17 protein-coding genes and 2 pseudogenes are annotated in these 17,729 nt (G+C 71.8%); 8 read left to right on the top strand and 11 right to left on the bottom strand.

The features are described from left to right. From ABVB68_RS23460 to ABVB68_RS23485, 6 genes and pseudogenes are all read right to left on the bottom strand, one after another. Positions 1 to 167: pseudogene (locus ABVB68_RS23460) on the bottom strand (RNA polymerase sigma factor SigF); the annotation flags it as partial. A gap of 149 nt (positions 168 to 316) precedes the next feature. After that, the gene (locus tag ABVB68_RS23465) at positions 317 to 925 is read right to left on the bottom strand and encodes an alkaline shock response membrane anchor protein AmaP (RefSeq protein ID WP_353603079.1); all 609 of its coding nucleotides are present in this window, start codon (positions 923 to 925) and stop codon (positions 317 to 319) included. A 31-nt stretch (positions 926 to 956) separates the two neighbouring features. Further along, complete coding sequence (locus tag ABVB68_RS23470; protein ID WP_353603080.1) at positions 957 to 1,691, bottom strand: DUF6286 domain-containing protein; 735 nt, start codon at positions 1,689 to 1,691, stop codon at positions 957 to 959. Between the two features lie 514 nt (positions 1,692 to 2,205). Beyond that, positions 2,206 to 2,610, bottom strand: a complete 405-nt coding sequence (locus tag ABVB68_RS23475) for an Asp23/Gls24 family envelope stress response protein (RefSeq protein ID WP_353603081.1) — start codon at positions 2,608 to 2,610, stop codon at positions 2,206 to 2,208. Beyond that, the gene (locus tag ABVB68_RS23480; protein ID WP_353603174.1) at positions 2,607 to 2,777 is read right to left on the bottom strand and encodes a hypothetical protein; all 171 of its coding nucleotides are present in this window, start codon (positions 2,775 to 2,777) and stop codon (positions 2,607 to 2,609) included. Before ABVB68_RS23480 ends, ABVB68_RS23475 begins: the two co-directional genes overlap by 4 nt. 74 nt (positions 2,778 to 2,851) lie before the next feature. Further along, entirely contained in the window at positions 2,852 to 3,334 is a 483-nt protein-coding gene (locus ABVB68_RS23485; protein WP_353603082.1) for an Asp23/Gls24 family envelope stress response protein, read from the bottom strand. 155 nt (positions 3,335 to 3,489) lie between these two features. On the opposite strand from ABVB68_RS23485, the gene ABVB68_RS23490 reads away from it, so the two are divergent. The 4 genes from ABVB68_RS23490 to ABVB68_RS23505 all read left to right on the top strand — a co-directional run bounded on the left by ABVB68_RS23490 (position 3,490) and on the right by ABVB68_RS23505 (position 5,998). Beyond that, positions 3,490 to 4,080, top strand: coding sequence for an RNA polymerase sigma factor (locus ABVB68_RS23490; RefSeq protein ID WP_353603083.1), 591 nt, complete (start codon positions 3,490 to 3,492; stop codon positions 4,078 to 4,080). After that, positions 4,071 to 4,742, top strand: a complete 672-nt coding sequence (locus ABVB68_RS23495; protein WP_353603084.1) for a hypothetical protein — start codon at positions 4,071 to 4,073, stop codon at positions 4,740 to 4,742. Before ABVB68_RS23490 ends, ABVB68_RS23495 begins: the two co-directional genes overlap by 10 nt. A 111-nt stretch (positions 4,743 to 4,853) precedes the next feature. Next, entirely contained in the window at positions 4,854 to 5,246 is a 393-nt protein-coding gene (locus ABVB68_RS23500; RefSeq protein ID WP_353603085.1) for a hypothetical protein, read from the top strand. A 200-nt stretch (positions 5,247 to 5,446) separates the two neighbouring features. After that, entirely contained in the window at positions 5,447 to 5,998 is a 552-nt protein-coding gene (locus tag ABVB68_RS23505; RefSeq protein WP_353603086.1) for a DoxX family protein, read from the top strand. A gap of 134 nt (positions 5,999 to 6,132) precedes the next feature. Here ABVB68_RS23505 and ABVB68_RS23510 read toward each other — a convergent pair whose 3' ends face one another. The 4 genes from ABVB68_RS23510 to kdpF are packed head-to-tail and all read right to left on the bottom strand — an operon-like array spanning position 6,133 to position 10,732. Then, complete coding sequence (locus ABVB68_RS23510; RefSeq protein WP_353603087.1) at positions 6,133 to 6,801, bottom strand: potassium-transporting ATPase subunit C; 669 nt, start codon at positions 6,799 to 6,801, stop codon at positions 6,133 to 6,135. Positions 6,802 to 6,825: 24 nt separating this feature from the next. Next, positions 6,826 to 8,949 carry a potassium-transporting ATPase subunit KdpB gene (kdpB, locus tag ABVB68_RS23515; protein ID WP_353603088.1) on the bottom strand — a complete coding sequence of 708 codons (2,124 nt, stop codon included), beginning with the start codon at positions 8,947 to 8,949 and terminating at the stop codon, positions 6,826 to 6,828. Then, entirely contained in the window at positions 8,946 to 10,610 is a 1,665-nt protein-coding gene (gene kdpA, locus ABVB68_RS23520; RefSeq protein WP_353603089.1) for a potassium-transporting ATPase subunit KdpA, read from the bottom strand. The genes kdpB and kdpA overlap by 4 nt, the downstream gene beginning before the upstream one ends. 32 nt (positions 10,611 to 10,642) lie before the next feature. Continuing rightward, the gene (gene kdpF, locus ABVB68_RS23525; protein WP_016434100.1) at positions 10,643 to 10,732 is read right to left on the bottom strand and encodes a K(+)-transporting ATPase subunit F; all 90 of its coding nucleotides are present in this window, start codon (positions 10,730 to 10,732) and stop codon (positions 10,643 to 10,645) included. 712 nt (positions 10,733 to 11,444) lie between these two features. On the opposite strand from kdpF, the gene ABVB68_RS23530 reads away from it, so the two are divergent. From ABVB68_RS23530 to ABVB68_RS23545, 4 genes and pseudogenes are all read left to right on the top strand, one after another. Then, the gene (locus ABVB68_RS23530; protein ID WP_353603090.1) at positions 11,445 to 13,511 is read left to right on the top strand and encodes a putative Ig domain-containing protein; all 2,067 of its coding nucleotides are present in this window, start codon (positions 11,445 to 11,447) and stop codon (positions 13,509 to 13,511) included. A 490-nt stretch (positions 13,512 to 14,001) separates the two neighbouring features. Further along, positions 14,002 to 15,186 (top strand): annotated as a pseudogene (locus tag ABVB68_RS23535) (SMI1/KNR4 family protein); the annotation flags it as partial. 244 nt (positions 15,187 to 15,430) lie between these two features. Beyond that, a complete protein-coding gene (locus ABVB68_RS23540) occupies positions 15,431 to 16,513 on the top strand; it encodes a DNA polymerase III subunit beta family protein (RefSeq protein ID WP_353603091.1) in 1,083 nt (360 codons plus the stop codon). A gap of 224 nt (positions 16,514 to 16,737) precedes the next feature. After that, positions 16,738 to 17,082 carry a VOC family protein gene (locus tag ABVB68_RS23545; RefSeq protein ID WP_353603092.1) on the top strand — a complete coding sequence of 115 codons (345 nt, stop codon included), beginning with the start codon at positions 16,738 to 16,740 and terminating at the stop codon, positions 17,080 to 17,082. Positions 17,083 to 17,183: 101 nt separating this feature from the next. Here ABVB68_RS23545 and ABVB68_RS23550 read toward each other — a convergent pair whose 3' ends face one another. Beyond that, entirely contained in the window at positions 17,184 to 17,681 is a 498-nt protein-coding gene (locus tag ABVB68_RS23550; RefSeq protein ID WP_353603093.1) for an ATP-binding protein, read from the bottom strand. Positions 17,682 to 17,729 lie beyond the last annotated feature (48 nt).

The raw sequence follows: 17,729 nt of genomic DNA on the forward strand, positions 1-17,729 counted from the left end.
TTGCGCGCATAGCTGTACTCCGCCGTGCCCTCCTCCAGCACCGCCAGCTGATCGAAGAACAACCGCGACAACTCACGGGCATCCTTCGGCGCCACACGGGAGGGATCGCACACCTCCGGCAGCTCCGCCGTCTCCCTGTCCGCCGCGACCGTGCTCGCGAGCTTCATCATGCTTCCCTCCCATGGTTGAACCGGCCGGCCCCGCCGGCCGCCGAAACGACCGACGACCAGCCGACTACCCCCTCGTCCCGCATACATGCCCATGCTCTGAGCGAAGCTGCAGGGTGCGAGGGGGGCGGGAGCGGCGGGTCTCGTCCTCACTCCGCCCGGTGCGGTTTGTGGCGGGCCACTCGCAGGCGGGCCTCGGTGGGCAGGTCGGGGAGGCCGGTGGAGCGGTTGGCGGTGTGCAGCGGGCCTTCGCAGAGGGCACCCAGTGTGTCGCCGGGCGCGGCCTGAGGGGCGAGGGTGAGCATGACGTGGGTGCGGAAGCGGGCGGGCCGGCCGGTGAGACGTACGGCCGCACGCTCGACCCCGGGCAGGGCACCGGCTTCGGTCGCGATCGCGTCGCTGAGCGCGCGGTCGCGCAGTTCGACGCCTTCCTGCGGGGGCGTACCGCCGACGGGCAGCGCTCCGGGGCGGCGACGGCGCGGCTGGGCGAGCAGCCACCACAGGGCGAGCAGGGCGACGAGGGCGAGGGCGGCGATGACCGCGGGCCACCACCACCAGCCCTGGCTGCTCCAGCGGGCCCGGTCGGCGGCGCCGAGCAGGACGTCGCCCGGGGTGGTCAGGGGCCAGCCGGGGGGTGGGACCAGACCGTGTCGCCGGTAGAGGTCGAGCCCGGCGAAGAGGATCAGCAGTCCGCCGCCGAGCAGGACCAGCCCGGTGAGGGCCAGCAGAGTGCGGTTCAGTACGGTTCGCGACGTCATGGTGCGGGCTTCCGGTGCTGCGGGTGTGCGGTCAGTCGGTGCGTTGCCGCACCCGTACGGCGACGCGGGGAGGGTGCGCGAGGGCCAGCCGGTCGCGTTCCTCGTGGAGGGCGGCGGTGAGGTCCTCCTTCACCTCACGGGGATCGCGGAAGCGGACGTCCGCGCGGGCTCTGACGCGGTGGCGGCGCACCCGGACGCGCGCCGCACCGACTCCGGGGACCCGCAGGGCGGCGTCGCGCAGCAGGTCGGCGGCGCCGTCGCGGTCCAGGGAGGCCCGCAGTCCGGCGGCGGGTGAGCGCAGGGGCAGCCAGTGGCGTAGGCCGGGCGTGAGGGCCAGGACGATCAGCCAGACGCCGAAGACGACGGCGAGGGCGGCTCCCGTGAGCATCCAGACGTCGTCCACGGAGCGGGTGGCCAATTCGTCGGCCAGGTGCCGCCGCCAGGCCGCCGCTGGGCGTCCCGCCCGTACGGCGATGACGTCCACGAGCGCCGCGACCGCCGCCACGAGGACGACCGAGGCGACCACCGCGGCCGGGATGCGCCGCTGCGACCACGGCCGGTGGGTCCGGTGCCCTCCGCGGCACCCACCGGTCTCGTCGTCCGGGCCGACTGCGTCGCTGCCGTACGCACCGGGCGTGCCGTCGCCGCCGTACGCACCGGGCGTGCCGTCGCTGTCGTGCGCGTCGGCCACACCGTCCGGGGCGCGTGCGTCGCTGTCGTGCGCGTCGGCCACACCGTCCGGGGCGCGTGCGTCGCTGTCGTGCACGTCGGCCACACCGTCCGGGACGGGTGCGTCGCTGTCGTAGGCATCCGTCGTGCCGTCGGAGACGGGTGCGTCACGTCCGGGGGATCCTGGCTCCTTCGCCAGCGGCACTGTGGCGCGGCGGACGGACGGGGCGGAGCCGCCGGGCGCACCGGGGTCGGAGGTGCCATCGGCAAAACCGGAGTCGGAGCCACCGCCGGAAAACCCGGAGTCGAAGCCGCCGCCAGGAGGACCAGGCTGGGCGCCGCCGCCGGAAAACCCGGAGTCGGAGCCACCGCCGGAAAACCCGGAGTCGGAGCCACCGCCGGAAAACCCGGAGTCGAAGCCGCCGCCAGGAGGACCAGGATCGGCGCCGCCGCCGGAAAACCCGGAGTCGGAGCCACCGCCGGAAAACCCGGAGTCGAAGCCGCCGCCAGCAGGACCAGGCTCGGGACCGGGGTCGGGAGGGCCGGAGGCACGGGTCATCGCGGCCCTCCTCTCCGCACGGTGTCGAGGGCGGCCCGGGCCGCGCGGCCGCTCACCGGACCCGCCCCCGGCCCGCGGCGGCGGTCACCAGCCGCCGGACGGTCAGGGTCACCTCTCCCACCCGCAGGCCGGTCAGCTGAGCCACCCGTTCGGCGACGTCCTGCTGAATCCGCTCGCAGACACGGGGGATGTCGGTCGGGTAGGGCAGGTCCATGGTCAGATGCACACGCACCGCTCCGGTACGGACGGCGGCGGAGGCGCTCGGTGCCATCGGCGCGCTCCGGCCGGGCGGTACGGCCGCGCGCCGGGACTGGGCCGTGCGTGCGGCCTGGGCGGCGATCCGGGCGACGACCCGGTCCGGGATGACGGTGGCTCCCCGCTCGGCCGGGGGTGGCAGCCCGGCCACCGGAGGCGGTGGGCCCGACCCCGCGCCGGGGGAAGCGGGCCGGGTCTTCACCGCTGCCTCCGCATCCGGAGGTCGAGGTCGCCGTGCACGACGAGGCCGACGATCAGCCCCGCGGCACCGAGGACCAGAACCAGCAGGAAGGCCCAGAATCCGCCGAAGTAACCGGCGAAGCCCAGGGCCATGCCGGCCGCGAGGCCCGTCGTCGCTGTGTTCATCATGCACTCACCCGTCTCGCGAACACATGTGTCGGTTCGCGCGATCACCCACGTCCTTCACGTGGCGCGCCGGTGGATCACCTCACGCGGCCCTCGCCCGGTTCTTCCTCTTCCTCCTCGTCGGGAAGGTGGACGTCGCCGACGGCGACGTTGACCTCGACGACCTCGAGTCCCGTCATCCGCTCCACGGCGCCGATCACGTTGGTGCGTACGCTGCCGGCGACCTCGACGATGGACACGCCGTACTCGACGACGACGTCCAGGTCCACGGCGGCCTGCCGCTCACCGACCTCGACCTTCACTCCCCGCGTGACGGCTCCGCCCGCGCCGGGGACGCGTCCCCGCATGGCCCCCAGGGCACGGGCCATGCCCGCTCCCAGGCTGTAGATGCCCGGTACCTCTCGGGCGGCCATGCCCGCGATCTTGGCCACGACCCCGTCCGCGATCGTGGTCCTCCCCCGGGTCTCGGCCGGAGTCCCGGCCCCGGTACGGCCCTTCAGCGCGCTCACGCCCGTCTCGGACCTGCTGCCCCCGCCGACGCTGGTGATGTTCTCCGTCATGGCGCTCACCTCGCTCGATCGGCCGGACGCCGGTGCGGCGCCCGTCACAAGGTTGGACATGTCGGGCAGGGCATTCCTCACGCGCACCTCGTGTGACATGCATCACAGTCGACCTCTCGGGTACGCGGACGGTCCGAGCTCTGCGCGGGAGCACCATGACCGAACGCACGGCTTCCCCCACGCTGGGACGCGACCTGCTGGAACGCCACCTGCCGGACGGCCTGCTGTCCGTACGGGCGGCCGAGGGCGACGAGGACTCCTTCGCCGTTCTCGTCCGGCGGCACGGGCCGCCCCTGCTGGCCCTGGCCCGCTGCATGCTGGGCAACCCCCAGGACGCCGAGGAGGCAGTGCAGGACGCCTTCGTCAGCGCCTGGCGGCGCCTGCCGGAATACCGCCACAGCGCGGAATTCCGTACCTGGATGTACCGCATCACCGTCAACCGCTGTATGACCATGCGTCACCGGCCGCCGCCACCCCTCCCCCTGGACGCCGTCGCCGAACCCGCGGCGGTGAACGCCTGGAGCCAGCCCGCCCGGACCGCCGAGCAGGACGCGGCCACCGCCGCCCTCTACCGGGCGCTCGCCGAGCTGGACGCCGGGCAGCGGATCTGCTGGGTCCTGCGCGAGGTGCAGGGCCTGTCCTACCGGGAGATCGCCCACGTGACGCGGACCAGCGAGCAGACGGTGCGCGGCAGACTGTTCAGGGCACGCCGATTCCTGCAGGAGGCGATGGGCCCATGGCGCTAGACGACCCCCACGCACGGCCTTCCGAGCCACCCGGAACCGACGGGCCCCGCGGCGGACGGGTCGCGGACGACGTGTTCCCGTTCGCGGGTGACGAGGTGCTGCCCTGCGGCCGGCTGCTCAGCCGCGTCTGGGAGCAGGCGGGCGACGCGGCGCCGGACGGGGACCCGCACACCGTCTCCTGCCCCCACTGCCGCGAGGCCCTGGCGGGGCTGTCCACGGTGAACGCGGCCACCCGGGCGCTGCGCGCCGAGGGCGCTCCCGGCCTCCAGGCACTCGCCGACCGTGTCATGGACGTCGTCAGGGCGGAGGTGCGGCTCGGGCGGCTGCTGCCCCTGGCCGACCCGGACCGGGCCCTGCGGATCGCCGAGAGCGCCGCGGCGAAGGTGCTGCGGCGGGCGGCGGACTCGGTCCCCGGTGCCAGGGCCGCGAACTGCCGGCTCGTACCGGAAGGAGCGGGCAGCGACGTGCGGGTGACCATGACCCTGGCCGCCGCTCTCGACCGCCCGCTGCCCGACCGGGTCCGGCAGGTGCGCCAGTCGGTCCTGGACTCGGCCGGACAGGAGCTGGGTCTGGCCGTGACGGTCGTCGACATCACCGTGGTCGACGTCCTGGAACCGGAGCCGCCCGCCGCCTACGGCCTCCCGACCGGCGGTGGTGCGTGATGACCACCGCCCAGGCCACCCCCGCCTACGGCCTCCCGACCGACGATGGTGCGCGATGACCACCGCCCAGGCCACCCCCGCCTACGGCCTCCCGACCGACGATGGTGCGCGATGACCACCGCCCACCCGGCCACCCTCGCGGCCGTCGCGGCCGACGCGGCCCTCGCGGTTCCCGGTGTGGCCGGCCTGCAGCCCCGCCTCGCCCGACGCCTCGCGGAGGCCGCCGCACCCGGCCGGACGGGGACCGCCTCCCACCGCGCACCGCCCGAGGCAGGCGTCCGCGCCGACCGGGCGCCGGACGGTTCGGGATGGCACATCGAGGTGCGCTGCGTCCTCAGCGACGGCCGGCGGGCGCTCGACGTCGCCCGCAGCGTCCACGACCGGGTGGCGTCCGCCGCCGTCTCCCACCTGGCCGCCCTCGGTGACGCACAGCGGGTCACCGTCGAGGTCACCGTGACCCGTATCGACGCCGGGCATCCGGATCAGGCCGAGGTCTCCGGTTGAGGCTCCTCGTCCCCTGGGTGAGCGGTCGCTCGTCGATGTCCCCGCGGGCCGCCCGCCCAGATGCACGACCATGCCCACAGCGGAAGGATCGGGTGGGAGGGGGGCTCGCTCCGCGATCCGCGCGCGTCTCATGCTGACCGATGCTCGGCACTTGTCCGAGCTGGGGGCAACGCCCGCTCCAGCGTCTACGGGGCATCGCCATGTTCAACAAGCACATCCCGAACCGCCCGGCCTCCGCCACCGGGCCGGCCGGGTACTCCACCGCCACACCCACCGCCGCCGACGTGGGCCTGCTGCTCATCCGGCTGACCTTCGGGCTGCTGATGGCCGCACACGGGGCCCAGAAGGTCTTCGGGCTCTTCGGGGGCCCGGGCCTGACGGCGACCGGCAAAGGGTTCGCGGCACTGGGCTATCGCCCGGGGAAGCTCTTCGCCGTGATCGGCGGCCTGTCCGAGTTGCTCGGGGGCCTCGGCCTGGCCCTCGGGCTGCTGACACCGCTCGCGGCCGCCGCACTGATCGGCGTCATGATCAACGCGATGGTGACCGTCACCGGCGCCCATGGCCTGTGGGACACGGACGGGGGCGTGGAGTACAGCGTCTGCATCACCGTCGTCGCGCTGGCCGTCGCCGCCATCGGTCCCGGCCGGCTGGCGGTCGACCGCCTGTTCCCCTGGGGCGAGGGCGGCTGGAAGGAGGCCGCCTTCGCCCTCGGCCTGGGCGGCATCGGCGCCGCGATCACGCTCAGTCTCTAGGTGTACTCGGCCAAGAGGTTGGTGACTCGCGTCGGTAGTTGCCGGCGGCGGGACGGCCGGCTCCGCGGCGGCGGGAGCCGGCGGATCCGGGATGCCCCCGGGCCCCCGGCTCCCGTCCGGGTCGCGTAAGCCCGTCACCGCTTCGCCACGAAGTCCATGAGCGCGATGTTGAGCTCCAGGACGTTCACCCGGGGCTCGCCGATGAAGCCGAGGGTGCGGCCCTCGGTGTGGTCCCTGACCAGCTTCTCCACCTGGGCGGTGGGCAGTCCGTTCCTCGCGGCGACACGGTGCACCTGGAGTCCGGCGTAGGCCGGGGAGATTGCCGGGTCCAGACCGGAGCCGGAGGAGGTCACCGCGTCCGCCGGAACGTCCGACGGCTTGACGCGGTAGCCGGGCACGGAGTTGTCCTTCACGACCGCGGCCTTGGCGTCCTCCACCTGCTTGAGCAGCACCTTGCTGTCGGCGGACAGGTTGGTGGCGCCGGACAGGACCAGCTTGTACCGCGTGTTGACGCTGTTGCCGCCGAGCCCGTCGGCCGGGCGGCCCTGGAACCACCTCAGGTCCGCGTCCGGGGTCTCCTGGCCCTTCTTCAGCGGCAGGTTGTACGACTGCCCGATCAGGGAGGAGCCGACGACCCTGCCGTCCGCCTTGATCTCGGAGCCGTTCGCCTTGTCGCCGAACAGCCCCTGGGCGATGCCGGTGACGACCAGCGGGTAGATGACGCCGGTCACCAGGGTCAGCACGAGCAGGGCCCGCAGACCCGCCCCGAGCAACCGGGCGGTGTTGGTTACGGAGTTGTTCATGATGATCAGCACGCCTTCGGGGGATTACAGCCCGGGGATGAGTGAGAGGAGCAGGTCGATGATCTTGATGCCGACGAACGGGGCGATCAGGCCGCCGACGCCGTAGATCCCGAGGTTGCGGCGGAGCATCCGGTCGGCGCTCATCGGGCGGTACCGCACGCCCTTCAGGGAGAGCGGCACCAGCGCGACGATGATCAGCGCGTTGAAGACGACCGCCGACAGGATCGCGGAGTTCGGCGAGGACAGCTGCATGATGTTGAGCCTGTCCAGGCCCGGGTAGACCGCCGCGAACAGCGCCGGGATGATCGCGAAGTACTTGGCCACGTCGTTGGCGATGGAGAACGTCGTCAAGGCGCCCCGGGTGATGAGGAGTTGCTTGCCGATCTCGACGATCTCGATGAGCTTGGTCGGGTTGGAGTCGAGGTCGACCATGTTGCCGGCCTCCTTGGCGGCCGACGTGCCGGTGTTCATGGCCACGCCGACGTCCGCCTGCGCCAGCGCCGGGGCGTCGTTGGTGCCGTCACCGGTCATCGCGACCAGCTTGCCGCCCGCCTGCTCCCGTTTGATGAGGGCCATCTTGTCCTCCGGGGTGGCCTCCGCGAGGAAGTCGTCGACGCCCGCCTCCTCGGCGATGGCCCTGGCGGTCAGCGGGTTGTCGCCGGTGATCATGACCGTCCTGATGCCCATGCGGCGCAGTTCCCCGAACCGCTCCCGCATGCCGTCCTTGACGACGTCCTTCAGGTGGATGACGCCCAGGACGCGGGCGCCCCGCTCGTCGTGGACGGCGACCAGCAGCGGGGTGCCGCCGGCCTCGGAGATGCGGCTTGCGAGGGCGTCGGCGTCCGGGGCCGCGGTGCCGCCCTGCTCGGTCACCCAGGTGACGACCGAGGCCGTGGCGCCCTTGCGGACCTTGCGGCCGTCGACGTCGACACCGGACATGCGGGTCTGGGCGGTGAAGGCGATCCACTCGGCGCCGGTCAGTTCGCCCTGGTGGCGTTCGCGCAGCCCGTACCTCTCCTTCGCCAGGACGACGATCGAGCGGCCCTCGGGGGTCTCGTCGGCCAGCGAGGAGAGCTGGGCGGCGTCGGCGAGCTCGGCCTCGGTGGCGCCCTTCACCGTGAGGAACTCGGCGGCCTGACGGTTGCCGAGGGTGATGGTTCCGGTCTTGTCCAGCAGCAGGGTGGAGACGTCACCGGCGGCCTCGACCGCGCGCCCGGACATGGCCAGCACGTTGCGCTGGACGAGGCGGTCCATGCCCGCGATGCCGATCGCGGACAGCAGGGCGCCGATGGTGGTCGGGATCAGGCAGACCAGCAGGGCGACCAGCACGACCATGGTCAGGTGGGTGCCCGCGTAGTCCGCGAACGGCGGCAGGGTGGCCACCGCCAGCAGGAAGACGACGGTCAGCGAGGCGAGCAGGATGTTCAGCGCGATCTCGTTGGGCGTCTTCTGCCGGGCCGCGCCCTCGACCAGGCCGATCATGCGGTCGATGAAGGTCTCGCCGGGCTTCGTCGTGATCTTGATGACGATCCGGTCGGACAGGACCTTGGTGCCACCCGTGACGGCACTGCGGTCGCCGCCGGGCTCCCGGATGACCGGGGCGGACTCGCCGGTGATGGCCGACTCGTCGACCGAGGCGACGCCGTCGACGACGTCACCGTCGCCGGGGATGACGTCACCGGCCTCGCAGACCACCAGGTCACCGATCTTCAGCTCGGTACCCGGGACGCGCTCTTCCTCGGGGCCGACGAGCCGGCGGGCGACGGTGTCGGTCTTGGCCTTGCGCAGCGTGTCCGCCTGCGCCTTGCCGCGGCCCTCGGCGACCGCCTCCGCCAGGTTGGCGAAGACCACGGTCAGCCACAGCCAGACGCTGATCGTCCAGCCGAACCAGTCGCCCGGGTCCTTCAGGGAGAACACCGTGGTCAGCACGGAGCCGATCCACACCACGAACATCACGGGCGACTTGACCATCACCCGCGGGTCGAGCTTGCGGAAGGCGTCCGGCAGTGACTTGACCAGTGCCTTGGGGTCGAAGAGGCCCGCTCCGACACGGCCCTCGGCGCTCTTGTGCCCGGTGGGCGCGTCCTGATGGGGCGCAAGGGTGGGAGTGGACATGGAGTCCTCGTGCCTCTGGGTGTCGGTGGTCATGACGCCAGCCCCTCGGCCAGCGGGCCCAGCGCCAGGGCCGGGAAGTACGTCAGACCGGTGATGATCAGGATCGCGCCCACCAGCAGACCGGTGAACAGCGGCTTCTCGGTGCGCAGGGTGCCCGCGGTGACCGGCACCGGGTTCTGCCCGGCGAGCGAGCCGGCCAGCGCCAGCACGAACACCATCGGCAGGAAGCGGCCGAGCAGCATCGCGAGCCCGGTCGTGGTGTTGAACCAGTCGGTGTTCGCGTTCAGGCCGGCGAAGGCCGAGCCGTTGTTGTTCGACGCGGAGGTGAAGGCGTACAGGACCTCGGAGAAGCCGTGCGCGCCGGAGTTCAGCATCGAGTGCGGCGGGGTCGGCAGCGCCGTCGAGACCGCGGTGAAGACCAGCACCAGCGCCGGGGTGATCAGGAGGTAGCAGGCGGCGAGCTTCATCTCGCGGCCGCCGATCTTCTTGCCCAGGTACTCCGGCGTACGGCCGACCATCAGACCGGCGATGAACACCGCGATCACGGCCATGATCAGAATGCCGTACAGGCCCGAGCCGGTGCCTCCGGGCGCGATCTCGCCCAGCATCATGCCCAGCATGGTGATGCCGCCGCCGAGACCGGTGAAGGAGGAGTGGAAGGAGTCCACGGCGCCGGTCGAGGTGAGCGTGGTCGACACCGCGAAGATCGACGAGGCGCCGATCCCGAAGCGGGTCTCCTTGCCCTCCATCGCACCGCCCGCGGCCTGGAGCGCCGCGCCGTGGTGGGCGAACTCGGTCCACATCATCAGCGCGACGAAGCCCACCCAGATCGTGAACATCGTGGCGAGGATCGCGTAACCCTGCCTCACCGAGCCGACCATCACGCCGAAGGTGCGGGTCAGCGAGAAGGGGATCACCAGGATCAGGAAGATCTCGAAGAGGTTGGTGAAGGGCGTCGGGTTCTCGAAGGGGTGGGCGCTGTTGGCGTTGAAGTAGCCGCCGCCGTTGGTACCGATCTCCTTGATGGCCTCCTGCGAGGCCACCGCGCCGCCGTTCCACTGCTGCGAGCCGCCCATGAACTGGCCGACCTCGTGGATGCCGGAGAAGTTCTGGATCGCCCCGCACGCCACCAGCACGACGGCGGCGATCGCGGCGCCCGGCAGCAGGACGCGCAGCGTGCCGCGCACCAGGTCGGACCAGAAGTTGCCCAGTTCACCGGTGCGCGAGCGGGCGAAGCCGCGCACCAGGGCGACGGCGACGGCCATGCCGACGGCGGCGGAGACGAAGTTCTGCACGGCGAGGCCGGCGGTCTGCACGACGTGCCCCATGGTCTGCTCGCCGTAGTACGACTGCCAGTTGGTGTTGGTCACGAAGGACACGGCCGTGTTGAACGACTGCGCCGGGTTGACCGAGGCGAAGCCCATCGAGCCGGGCAGCACGCCCTGGAGCCGCTGGAGCAGGTAGAGGAAGAGGACGCCGGCCGCCGAGAAGGCGAGGACGCCGCGCAGATAGGCGGGCCAGGTCATCTCGGTGTCGGGGTCGGCACCGATGGCCTTGTAGATCCACTTCTCGGCCCGCAGATGCTTCCTCGAGGAGTAGACCCCGGCCATGTAGTTGCCGACGGGGGTGTAGACGAGCGCCAGCGCGCCTGTGAGGGCGAGCAGTTGGAGGATGCCGGCGAGGACGGGACTCATGTCACCGCCTGCGGAGGCAGCTGATGTCACGGTCAGAACCTCTCCGGGAAGATCAGGGCGAGGACGAGATAGCCCAGCAGGGCGACGGCCACGACCAGGCCGACGATGTTCTCGGCGGTCACAGCTTCGTCACCCCCTTGGCGACAAGGGCCACCAGCGCGAAAGCCGCGAGCACGGTGACGACGAAGGCCAGATCGGCCATCGTGAACTCCTGGAGTGAGGTTTCGATCGGAGCGGACGATTAGAGGAAACCGCCTGTCCGGCCGGATGTGGTCGCTCGTTGACGTCTCTCTTACGGCGGCCGCTACGGCTTTGACGGGATTCTTACGGCCTGGACCGGGTAATGACGTGCAGCGCGCGATGACGGCCGGCGACAGGCCTCACGGCAGCCGGAAGCGCGGCCGGCGGATCACCGCGTCCGTCTCGCGTCGTACGTGTGCGACGAGGGCTCCCCGCTGGTCTGCCGCGGCCCCCGCTCCGGGGCCCGGACCCACCGCATGAGCTTCTCTTCGTAAGGGGATGCGTTTTCACGTAGCGTGCCGCGACAGCCCCCTGCGGGGCCGGAGTTGTCACGAATATCGCTTCCGCGTCCGCCGGGGTCCGTGCCCTACGTAATGGCTGGTCATCCGACTTCCCTCGATGGCCTATGAGGGGGTAAAGGATCCCTTCGGCGACTGTCGGCCGCACGGGGATGAGGCTACTTTCCTTCTCGTCCCGTCATGCACAATCACCACTGTGTGTGTCATGTCCATGACTGCACTTGCCGCCGCTGTGCGCGTCACGGGCCTGCCGATCCAGTGCGAGTTCCCCACGTCCCGATGGAGGCAGTACCCCATGCGCCAGTCACGCCCGAGCGGGCGGAGACGGAGTCTGCGAAGACTCCTCGCCGTCGCCCTTCCCTCGCTCGCCCTCACCGTCGCAGGCCTCGCCGCGGCACCGGCGGCGGGCGCCCACGCCGCCACCCCCGCCCCCCACACGTCCAAGGTCGCCCAGAACACCAGGGCGCTGACCGCCCCCGAGCGGCAGACCTTCCACCCCACCGGCAAAGCCGGCCAGCAGGTCCCCACGACCCGGCTGTGCGCCACCGCGAAGCCGGGCCACGCCTCGTGCTTCGCCCAGCGCCGCACCGACATCGAGCAGCGCCTCGCCTCGGCGCTCGCCGCCGCGGCCCCCTCCGGTCTCTCCCCGGCCAACCTGCACAGCGCCTACAACCTGCCGACCACGGGCGGCAGCGGCCTGACCGTCGCCGTGGTCGACGCCTACAACGACCCCAACGCCGAAGCGGACCTGGGCACTTACCGTTCGCAGTTCGGCCTGTCCGCCTGCACCAAGGCCAACGGCTGCTTCAAGCAGGTCAGCCAGACCGGTTCCACCACCTCGCTGCCGACCAACGACAGCGGCTGGGCCGGTGAAGAGGCGCTCGACATCGACATGGTCAGCGCGGTCTGCCCGAACTGCAACATCGTCCTGGTCGAGGCCAACTCCGCGAACGACACCGACCTCGGCATCGCCGAGAACGAGGCCGTCACGCTCGGCGCCAAGGTCGTCTCCAACAGCTGGGGCGGCTCCGAGGCGTCCAACCAGACGACCCTCGACACCCAGTACTTCAAGCACCCCGGCGTCGCGATAACCGTCTCCTCCGGTGACTCCGCCTACGGCGCCGAGTACCCGGCGACCTCCCAGTACGTGACCGCCGTCGGTGGCACCGCGCTCACCACCGCGGCCAACTCCCGCGGCTGGAGCGAGTCGGTGTGGCACACCAACTCCACCGAGGGCACCGGCTCCGGCTGCTCCGCCTACGACCCGAAGCCGAGCTGGCAGACCGACACCGGCTGCGCCAAGCGCATGGAGGCCGACGTCTCCGCCGTCGCCGACCCGGCCACCGGCGTCGCGGTCTACGACACCTACGGCGGCTCCGGCTGGGCGGTCTACGGCGGCACCAGCGCCGCCGCCCCGATCGTCGCCGGCGTCTACGCGCTCGCGGGCACCCCGGGCTCGGCCGACTACCCGGCGAAGTACCCCTACTCCCACACCGGCAACCTGTACGACGTGACCAGCGGCAGCAACGGCAGCTGCAGCCCGTCGTACTTCTGCACCGCCGGCAGCGGCTACGACGGCCCCACCGGCTGGGGCACCCCGAACGGCACCGCCGCCTTCACCGCCGGCAGCTCCAGCGGCAACACGGTGACCGTCACCAACCCCGGCAGCCAGTCCACCACCACCGGCGGTGCCGTCAGCCTGCAGATCCACGCCACCGACAGCGCCGGCGCGGCCCTGACCTACAGCGCCACCGGCCTGCCCACCGGCCTGTCCGTCAACAGCTCCACCGGCCTGATCACCGGCACCGCCACCACCGCCGGCACCTACCAGGTCACCGTCACCGCGAAGGACTCCACCGGTGCCACCGGCGCCACCTCCTTCACCTGGACCGTCGGCTCCGGCGGTGGCGGCTGCTCCTCCTCCCAGCTGCTGGCCAACCCGGGCTTCGAGTCCGGCAGCACCGGCTGGACCGCCACCAGCGGCGTCATCAACACCGACACCGGTGAGGCCGCCCACAGCGGCTCCTACAAGGCCTGGCTGAACGGCTACGGCACCAGCCACACCGACACCCTGTCCCAGTCGGTGACGATCCCGGCCGGCTGCAAGGCGACGGTCACCTTCTACCTGCACATCGACACCGCCGAGACCGGCAGCACCGCCTACGACAAGCTGACCGTGACCGCCGGCTCCCAGACCCTGGCGACGTACTCGAACGCCAACGCCGCCTCCGGCTACGCGCAGAAGAGCTTCGACCTGTCCTCCCTCGCGGGCCAGACGGTCACCCTGAAGTTCAACGGCGTGGAGGACTCCTCCCTGCAGACCAGCTTCGTGGTGGACGACACCGCCCTGACGACCAGCTGACCCGCAGGCCCTGACCACCTCCCCACCTGACCGAGCGATCCCGCACGCGGAAGCCGTCCGCGTGCGGGATCCGTACGTCGGGCCTCCCCTCAAGTACCGGGGCGGGACGGGGAGCCGCTGGGGGTCTCCCCTCCGGTACCGGGGGCGGGACGGGGAGCCGCTGGGGACCTCCCCTCCGGTACCGGGGGTGGGACGGGGAGCCGTTGGGTGAGGTGACGTTCCGGGCGACGGCGCTGGTCAGGTCCTTGATCCGTGCCCGGTGAACAGGGGTGCCCGGGCCGAGTCCCCGACCTGGCCCCACGGCCAGGTGTCAGGCCGGCGAGGCGACTCGGGCTCTGCGACGAAGCGGGCGAGATCCTCGGCCGCACCGCCGGACAAGCCGGCGACCATCCCTCCGGCAGTGCCGTGGTCACCGCCCGCAGGCGCGCGGGTCCCGTTGGCCGTGGCAAGCGGCGCGGCGCTGTCAGTGGTGGGTGGCAGCATCGGACGTATGACGGACACCACGGCATTCGACTGGCGGTCGTTCCTGCTCAGGTGGAGCGGGGAGTGGGCCGATTCCCTGCCCGACGACGAGACGCGGGACGAGGACGACGAGGCCGCGCGGCGGGCACGGTGGCTGGGGTTCCCGCCCGCGCCCGAGGAGCGGATCGCGGCCATGGAGGAGCGCCTCGGCCGGCCCATGCCCCCGTCGTACCGGAAGTTCCTCGAGGTCAGCGACGGGTGGCGGCATGCGGGCGGGTTCGTGTGGCTGCTGGCTGGGACCGCGGACGCGCGCTGGCACGAGGACGAGTCGGGACTCGCGGAACTCTTCGAGGAGTACCTGGACGAGGACGCCGGGCCCGAGGAGCGGATAGAGGTGGACATCTGGCGGCGCGGGCTGCAGCTCGACGTGGAGTCCGACGTCACCCACGTGCTCATGGATCCCGAGGACGTGGACGAGGACGGCGAGTGGGCCGTCTACACGTGGGCGAGCTGGCGCGCCGCGCCACCCGAACGGCACGCGAACTTCCTCGCGTTCATGCAGGAGATGTACCGCGAGTTCCACACCCTGGAGGCACAACCCGGTGACGGGAAGCCGGAGTTCGCCAACGACACGACACGCGAGCTGGACGCCCTGGTGGAGGAGGCCCGGCTGGACGCGCTGCGCGGTGACTGGGAGCGGGCCGGGAAGGCACTGGACGAGGCCAAGGCGTACGGCAGACCGCGGGCCGCCGGGCTCGGCGACCAGATACGGCGCCTGCTCGGAGAGACCTACATGGTGAACTTCGACGGCCTGGTGACAGACCCGCGGTACGCGCCCGATCTGCTGCCACCACTGGTCGCCGAACACGCGGAGCACTCGTATCGGGGCGACTCCACGCTGACGTTCCATCTGAAAGGCGCCGACGACGACCTGGTGTCACTGGCCTACGCGACGCTGGACCGGGTGCGCGACGGCACGTACCGGTACACGGCGGCCGGCCCGTTCGGCGCAGCGGTCGAGCGGGCGCGCGAGCTGGCGCGGCGCGGAGACACCGACGGGGCATGGCGGGTACTGACACATGCGCTGCCCTTGTGGGAGCCGCTGGGACCGGACCACCTGGCGCCGCTGGGATGGGTGGCCGACCCGGTGCTGGGGCCGCTGCTGACCCCGGAGCGGGGCCGTGAGCTGCTTTCCACACCGCGGGGCGGGCAGCAGCGGGTGGAGAACGACAGCCGGTGAGGGATGCCGGGCCTCGTGCGAACGGGAGAGCGCGGCCAGGCACTGGCCGTACTCCCGCTCTGCCGTGCCGTGGATCGGCGAGTCCCGCGACGTGATCCTCCGTCGAGTACGGCCACCACTCGGGCCGGCTGTCCGGCCCGAGTGACAGATCCGGTCCGTGGGCGAGGTTGACCCTCGACCTTGTCGAGGGCCCAGAGTTCCGGCTGTGGAGAACGAGATGCGCAGCATCGGGGAGATGGCCCGGGACGGCGGACTGAGCGTGAGCGCGCTCCGGTTCTACGACCGTGCCGGTGTACTGGTCCCCGCCTGGGTGGACCCGGTCAGCGGCTACCGCTGGTACGAGCCCGGGCAGTCGGAGGAGGCCCGCTTGCTGGCCCGCCTGCGCCGGGCCGGCATGCCCCTGGCGGACATCCGGCTCGTCCTGGCCGGCTGGGCCGGCACGGACACGGACCTGGTGCGGGGGCTCCTGGCGGCCCACCTGCGCCGTCTGGAGCTGGGACTGTCCGAGGCCCGCGGCGAGTTCTCCACGATCCGAGCCCAACTCGACCACAGGGAGAACCCGATGACTTCGCTCCGCACCGCCACCGCCCGGCTGTCCGTCCCGGCTCCGCGGCTGGCCGCCGCGCTGGACGCGGTCCGTTTCGCCGCCGGTACCGACGCCGAGTTGCCGATGCTCGGCGGGATCCTGTTCGACATAGAGGGCGATGAGCTCAACGTCGTCACGACCGACCGCTACCGGCTGGCCGTCGCGCAGGCGCGCACGACCGGGCACGCCGGGCCTCGGACGCAGGTCGTCGTGCCTCTTCCGCTCGGTGACGCCATGCGGGCGCTGCTCACCGGCGACGAGTCCGTCCAGCTCGGGGTGGACGGCGACCGGGTCACTCTGGAGGCCGGGGATCGGCAGGCCGCCGGCCAGTGCCTCGGCCACGAGTTCCCGGACTACCGCCGCCTCGTCCGGCTGCCCGCCGGTCGCCGGATCCACGTCGACACGGCGGCCTTCAGGCAGGCGCTGGAAACCGGTCCCGTCCGCACGAGCGACACACGCGGACAGGACGGCGAGCCCTGTGACATCAGTGTCCTCAGGGGGACGGAGGACGGCACGGTGATCGTGTGCGACGACGGCGACGAGGACCCCGACAACGTGGCCGTCAACCGCCGGTTCCTGCTGCACGCGCTCACCGCCGGAGCCCGGGACGAACTCGTCCTGGAACTCGGCGCGCCCACCGCACCCCTCGCCGTCCGCCGGCCCGACGACGAGCGCGGCTTCTCACTCCTGATGCCGGTGCGCCTGGACAACTAGCGCCCGCTTGGACGCCGTTGACCCGAGTCGCCGACCGCCCGCCTCGGTCCGGCTCCGATGCCACGGGACCTCGTGCCGCACGAGTGCCCTCACGAACGGCTCGCCGCTGCGCCGGGCGTACGTCATCAATTCGCGGACCCCGCTCGGAACCGGGCCACCTCCTCCGATGAGTTTCGGTCACGGGAGTCGTCCTTCTTCCGAAACGACTCCGAGGAGCGATCCGAGTGGACCTGTACAGCGTCATGTGCGTGCGTGACCGGGCCAAGGCACTGGAGTGGTTCGAGGTGTTCTTCGGGCGCCCGGCAGACGAGATCATCGGCGAGGAGTACCTGTGGCGGGTCGGTGAGAACGCGTGGGTCGTCGTTGACGATCGAGACGTGCGCGCTGAGCGAGTAGGCGGAGCCATGATCACGCTCGGCGTGCACGACCTCGACGACATCCTGGCCCGACTCGCCGCACACGGGATCGACCACGAACCGGTCGAGACTTACAGCAACGGCGTGCGCCACGTCGTCGTGCTGGATCCCGACGGGAACAGCCTCTCGCTCGCCGAGGCACCCACCCAGTGAGCCTCTTTCAACCTGCGCGGTGCTGGATCACGCAGCATCCGACCTGGTCGAGTTGAGGTTGGCGGCCTGAGCCGTGGGCGCGGGAACTCGGGGCCGACCTGTTACATCTCGCCCACTGGGGGGTTGGCGGGCTGCGGCAGGGCCTGTTCACGGGTGGTGAGGATCTCCGCCCAGACCGTCTTGGTGTACGCGTCGCGGGTCGTGCATCCCCAGCGGTCCGCGTACGCCTGCACAAGGAGAAGCCCGCGGCCCGCGGTCTCATCGGCGCACTGTTGCGCAAGCGGCGTCGGCAGGCGCTCCGGGCGGGTGTCCGTCACCTCGATGCGGAAGCCGTGGGGCAGGAGGCCCAGTGCGAGCCGGAAGTCCCGGCCCGGGAGGCTGCCGTGCCGCACCGCGTTGGACGCCAGCTCGGCCGCGACGAGGGCGACGGTACGGGCACGGTCCGAGTCCTGCGGGAGGCCGGTCCACTCGGAGAACTGCTGGACGGTGAGCCGGCGGGCGAGACGGGCACCGCGCCTGGTGCTGCTGAAGCGCAGGGTCAGTCGGGGGGCGGGCGTGTGGGGCCGCTCCGCTTCGCCGGTCGTTCGGTGATGGGTCACGTCGTCAGCCTGGTGCGGGGAATGCCGTGCTGACCAGGTACGACGGCC

Origin of the sequence: Streptomyces sp. NPDC096012 (assembly GCF_040426375.1) — a bacterium.
Taxonomy (GTDB): Bacteria; Actinomycetota; Actinomycetes; order Streptomycetales; family Streptomycetaceae; genus Streptomyces.

Excerpts from the sequence above, each read along its gene's own strand:
- ABVB68_RS23465 (WP_353603079.1), bottom strand. The coding sequence starts at position 925 with ATGACGTCGCGAACCGTACTGAACCGCACTCTGCTGGCCCTCACCGGG.
- ABVB68_RS23480 (WP_353603174.1), bottom strand. The coding sequence starts at position 2,777 with ATGATGAACACAGCGACGACGGGCCTCGCGGCCGGCATGGCCCTGGGC.
- ABVB68_RS23485 (WP_353603082.1), bottom strand. The coding sequence starts at position 3,334 with ATGACGGAGAACATCACCAGCGTCGGCGGGGGCAGCAGGTCCGAGACG.
- ABVB68_RS23490 (WP_353603083.1), top strand. The coding sequence starts at position 3,490 with ATGACCGAACGCACGGCTTCCCCCACGCTGGGACGCGACCTGCTGGAA.
- ABVB68_RS23495 (WP_353603084.1), top strand. The coding sequence starts at position 4,071 with ATGGCGCTAGACGACCCCCACGCACGGCCTTCCGAGCCACCCGGAACC.
- ABVB68_RS23500 (WP_353603085.1), top strand. The coding sequence starts at position 4,854 with ATGACCACCGCCCACCCGGCCACCCTCGCGGCCGTCGCGGCCGACGCG.
- ABVB68_RS23505 (WP_353603086.1), top strand. The coding sequence starts at position 5,447 with ATGTTCAACAAGCACATCCCGAACCGCCCGGCCTCCGCCACCGGGCCG.
- ABVB68_RS23510 (WP_353603087.1), bottom strand. The coding sequence starts at position 6,801 with ATGAACAACTCCGTAACCAACACCGCCCGGTTGCTCGGGGCGGGTCTG.
- kdpB (WP_353603088.1), bottom strand. The coding sequence starts at position 8,949 with ATGACCACCGACACCCAGAGGCACGAGGACTCCATGTCCACTCCCACC.
- kdpA (WP_353603089.1), bottom strand. The coding sequence starts at position 10,610 with ATGAGTCCCGTCCTCGCCGGCATCCTCCAACTGCTCGCCCTCACAGGC.
- ABVB68_RS23530 (WP_353603090.1), top strand. The coding sequence starts at position 11,445 with ATGCGCCAGTCACGCCCGAGCGGGCGGAGACGGAGTCTGCGAAGACTC.
- ABVB68_RS23540 (WP_353603091.1), top strand. The coding sequence starts at position 15,431 with ATGCGCAGCATCGGGGAGATGGCCCGGGACGGCGGACTGAGCGTGAGC.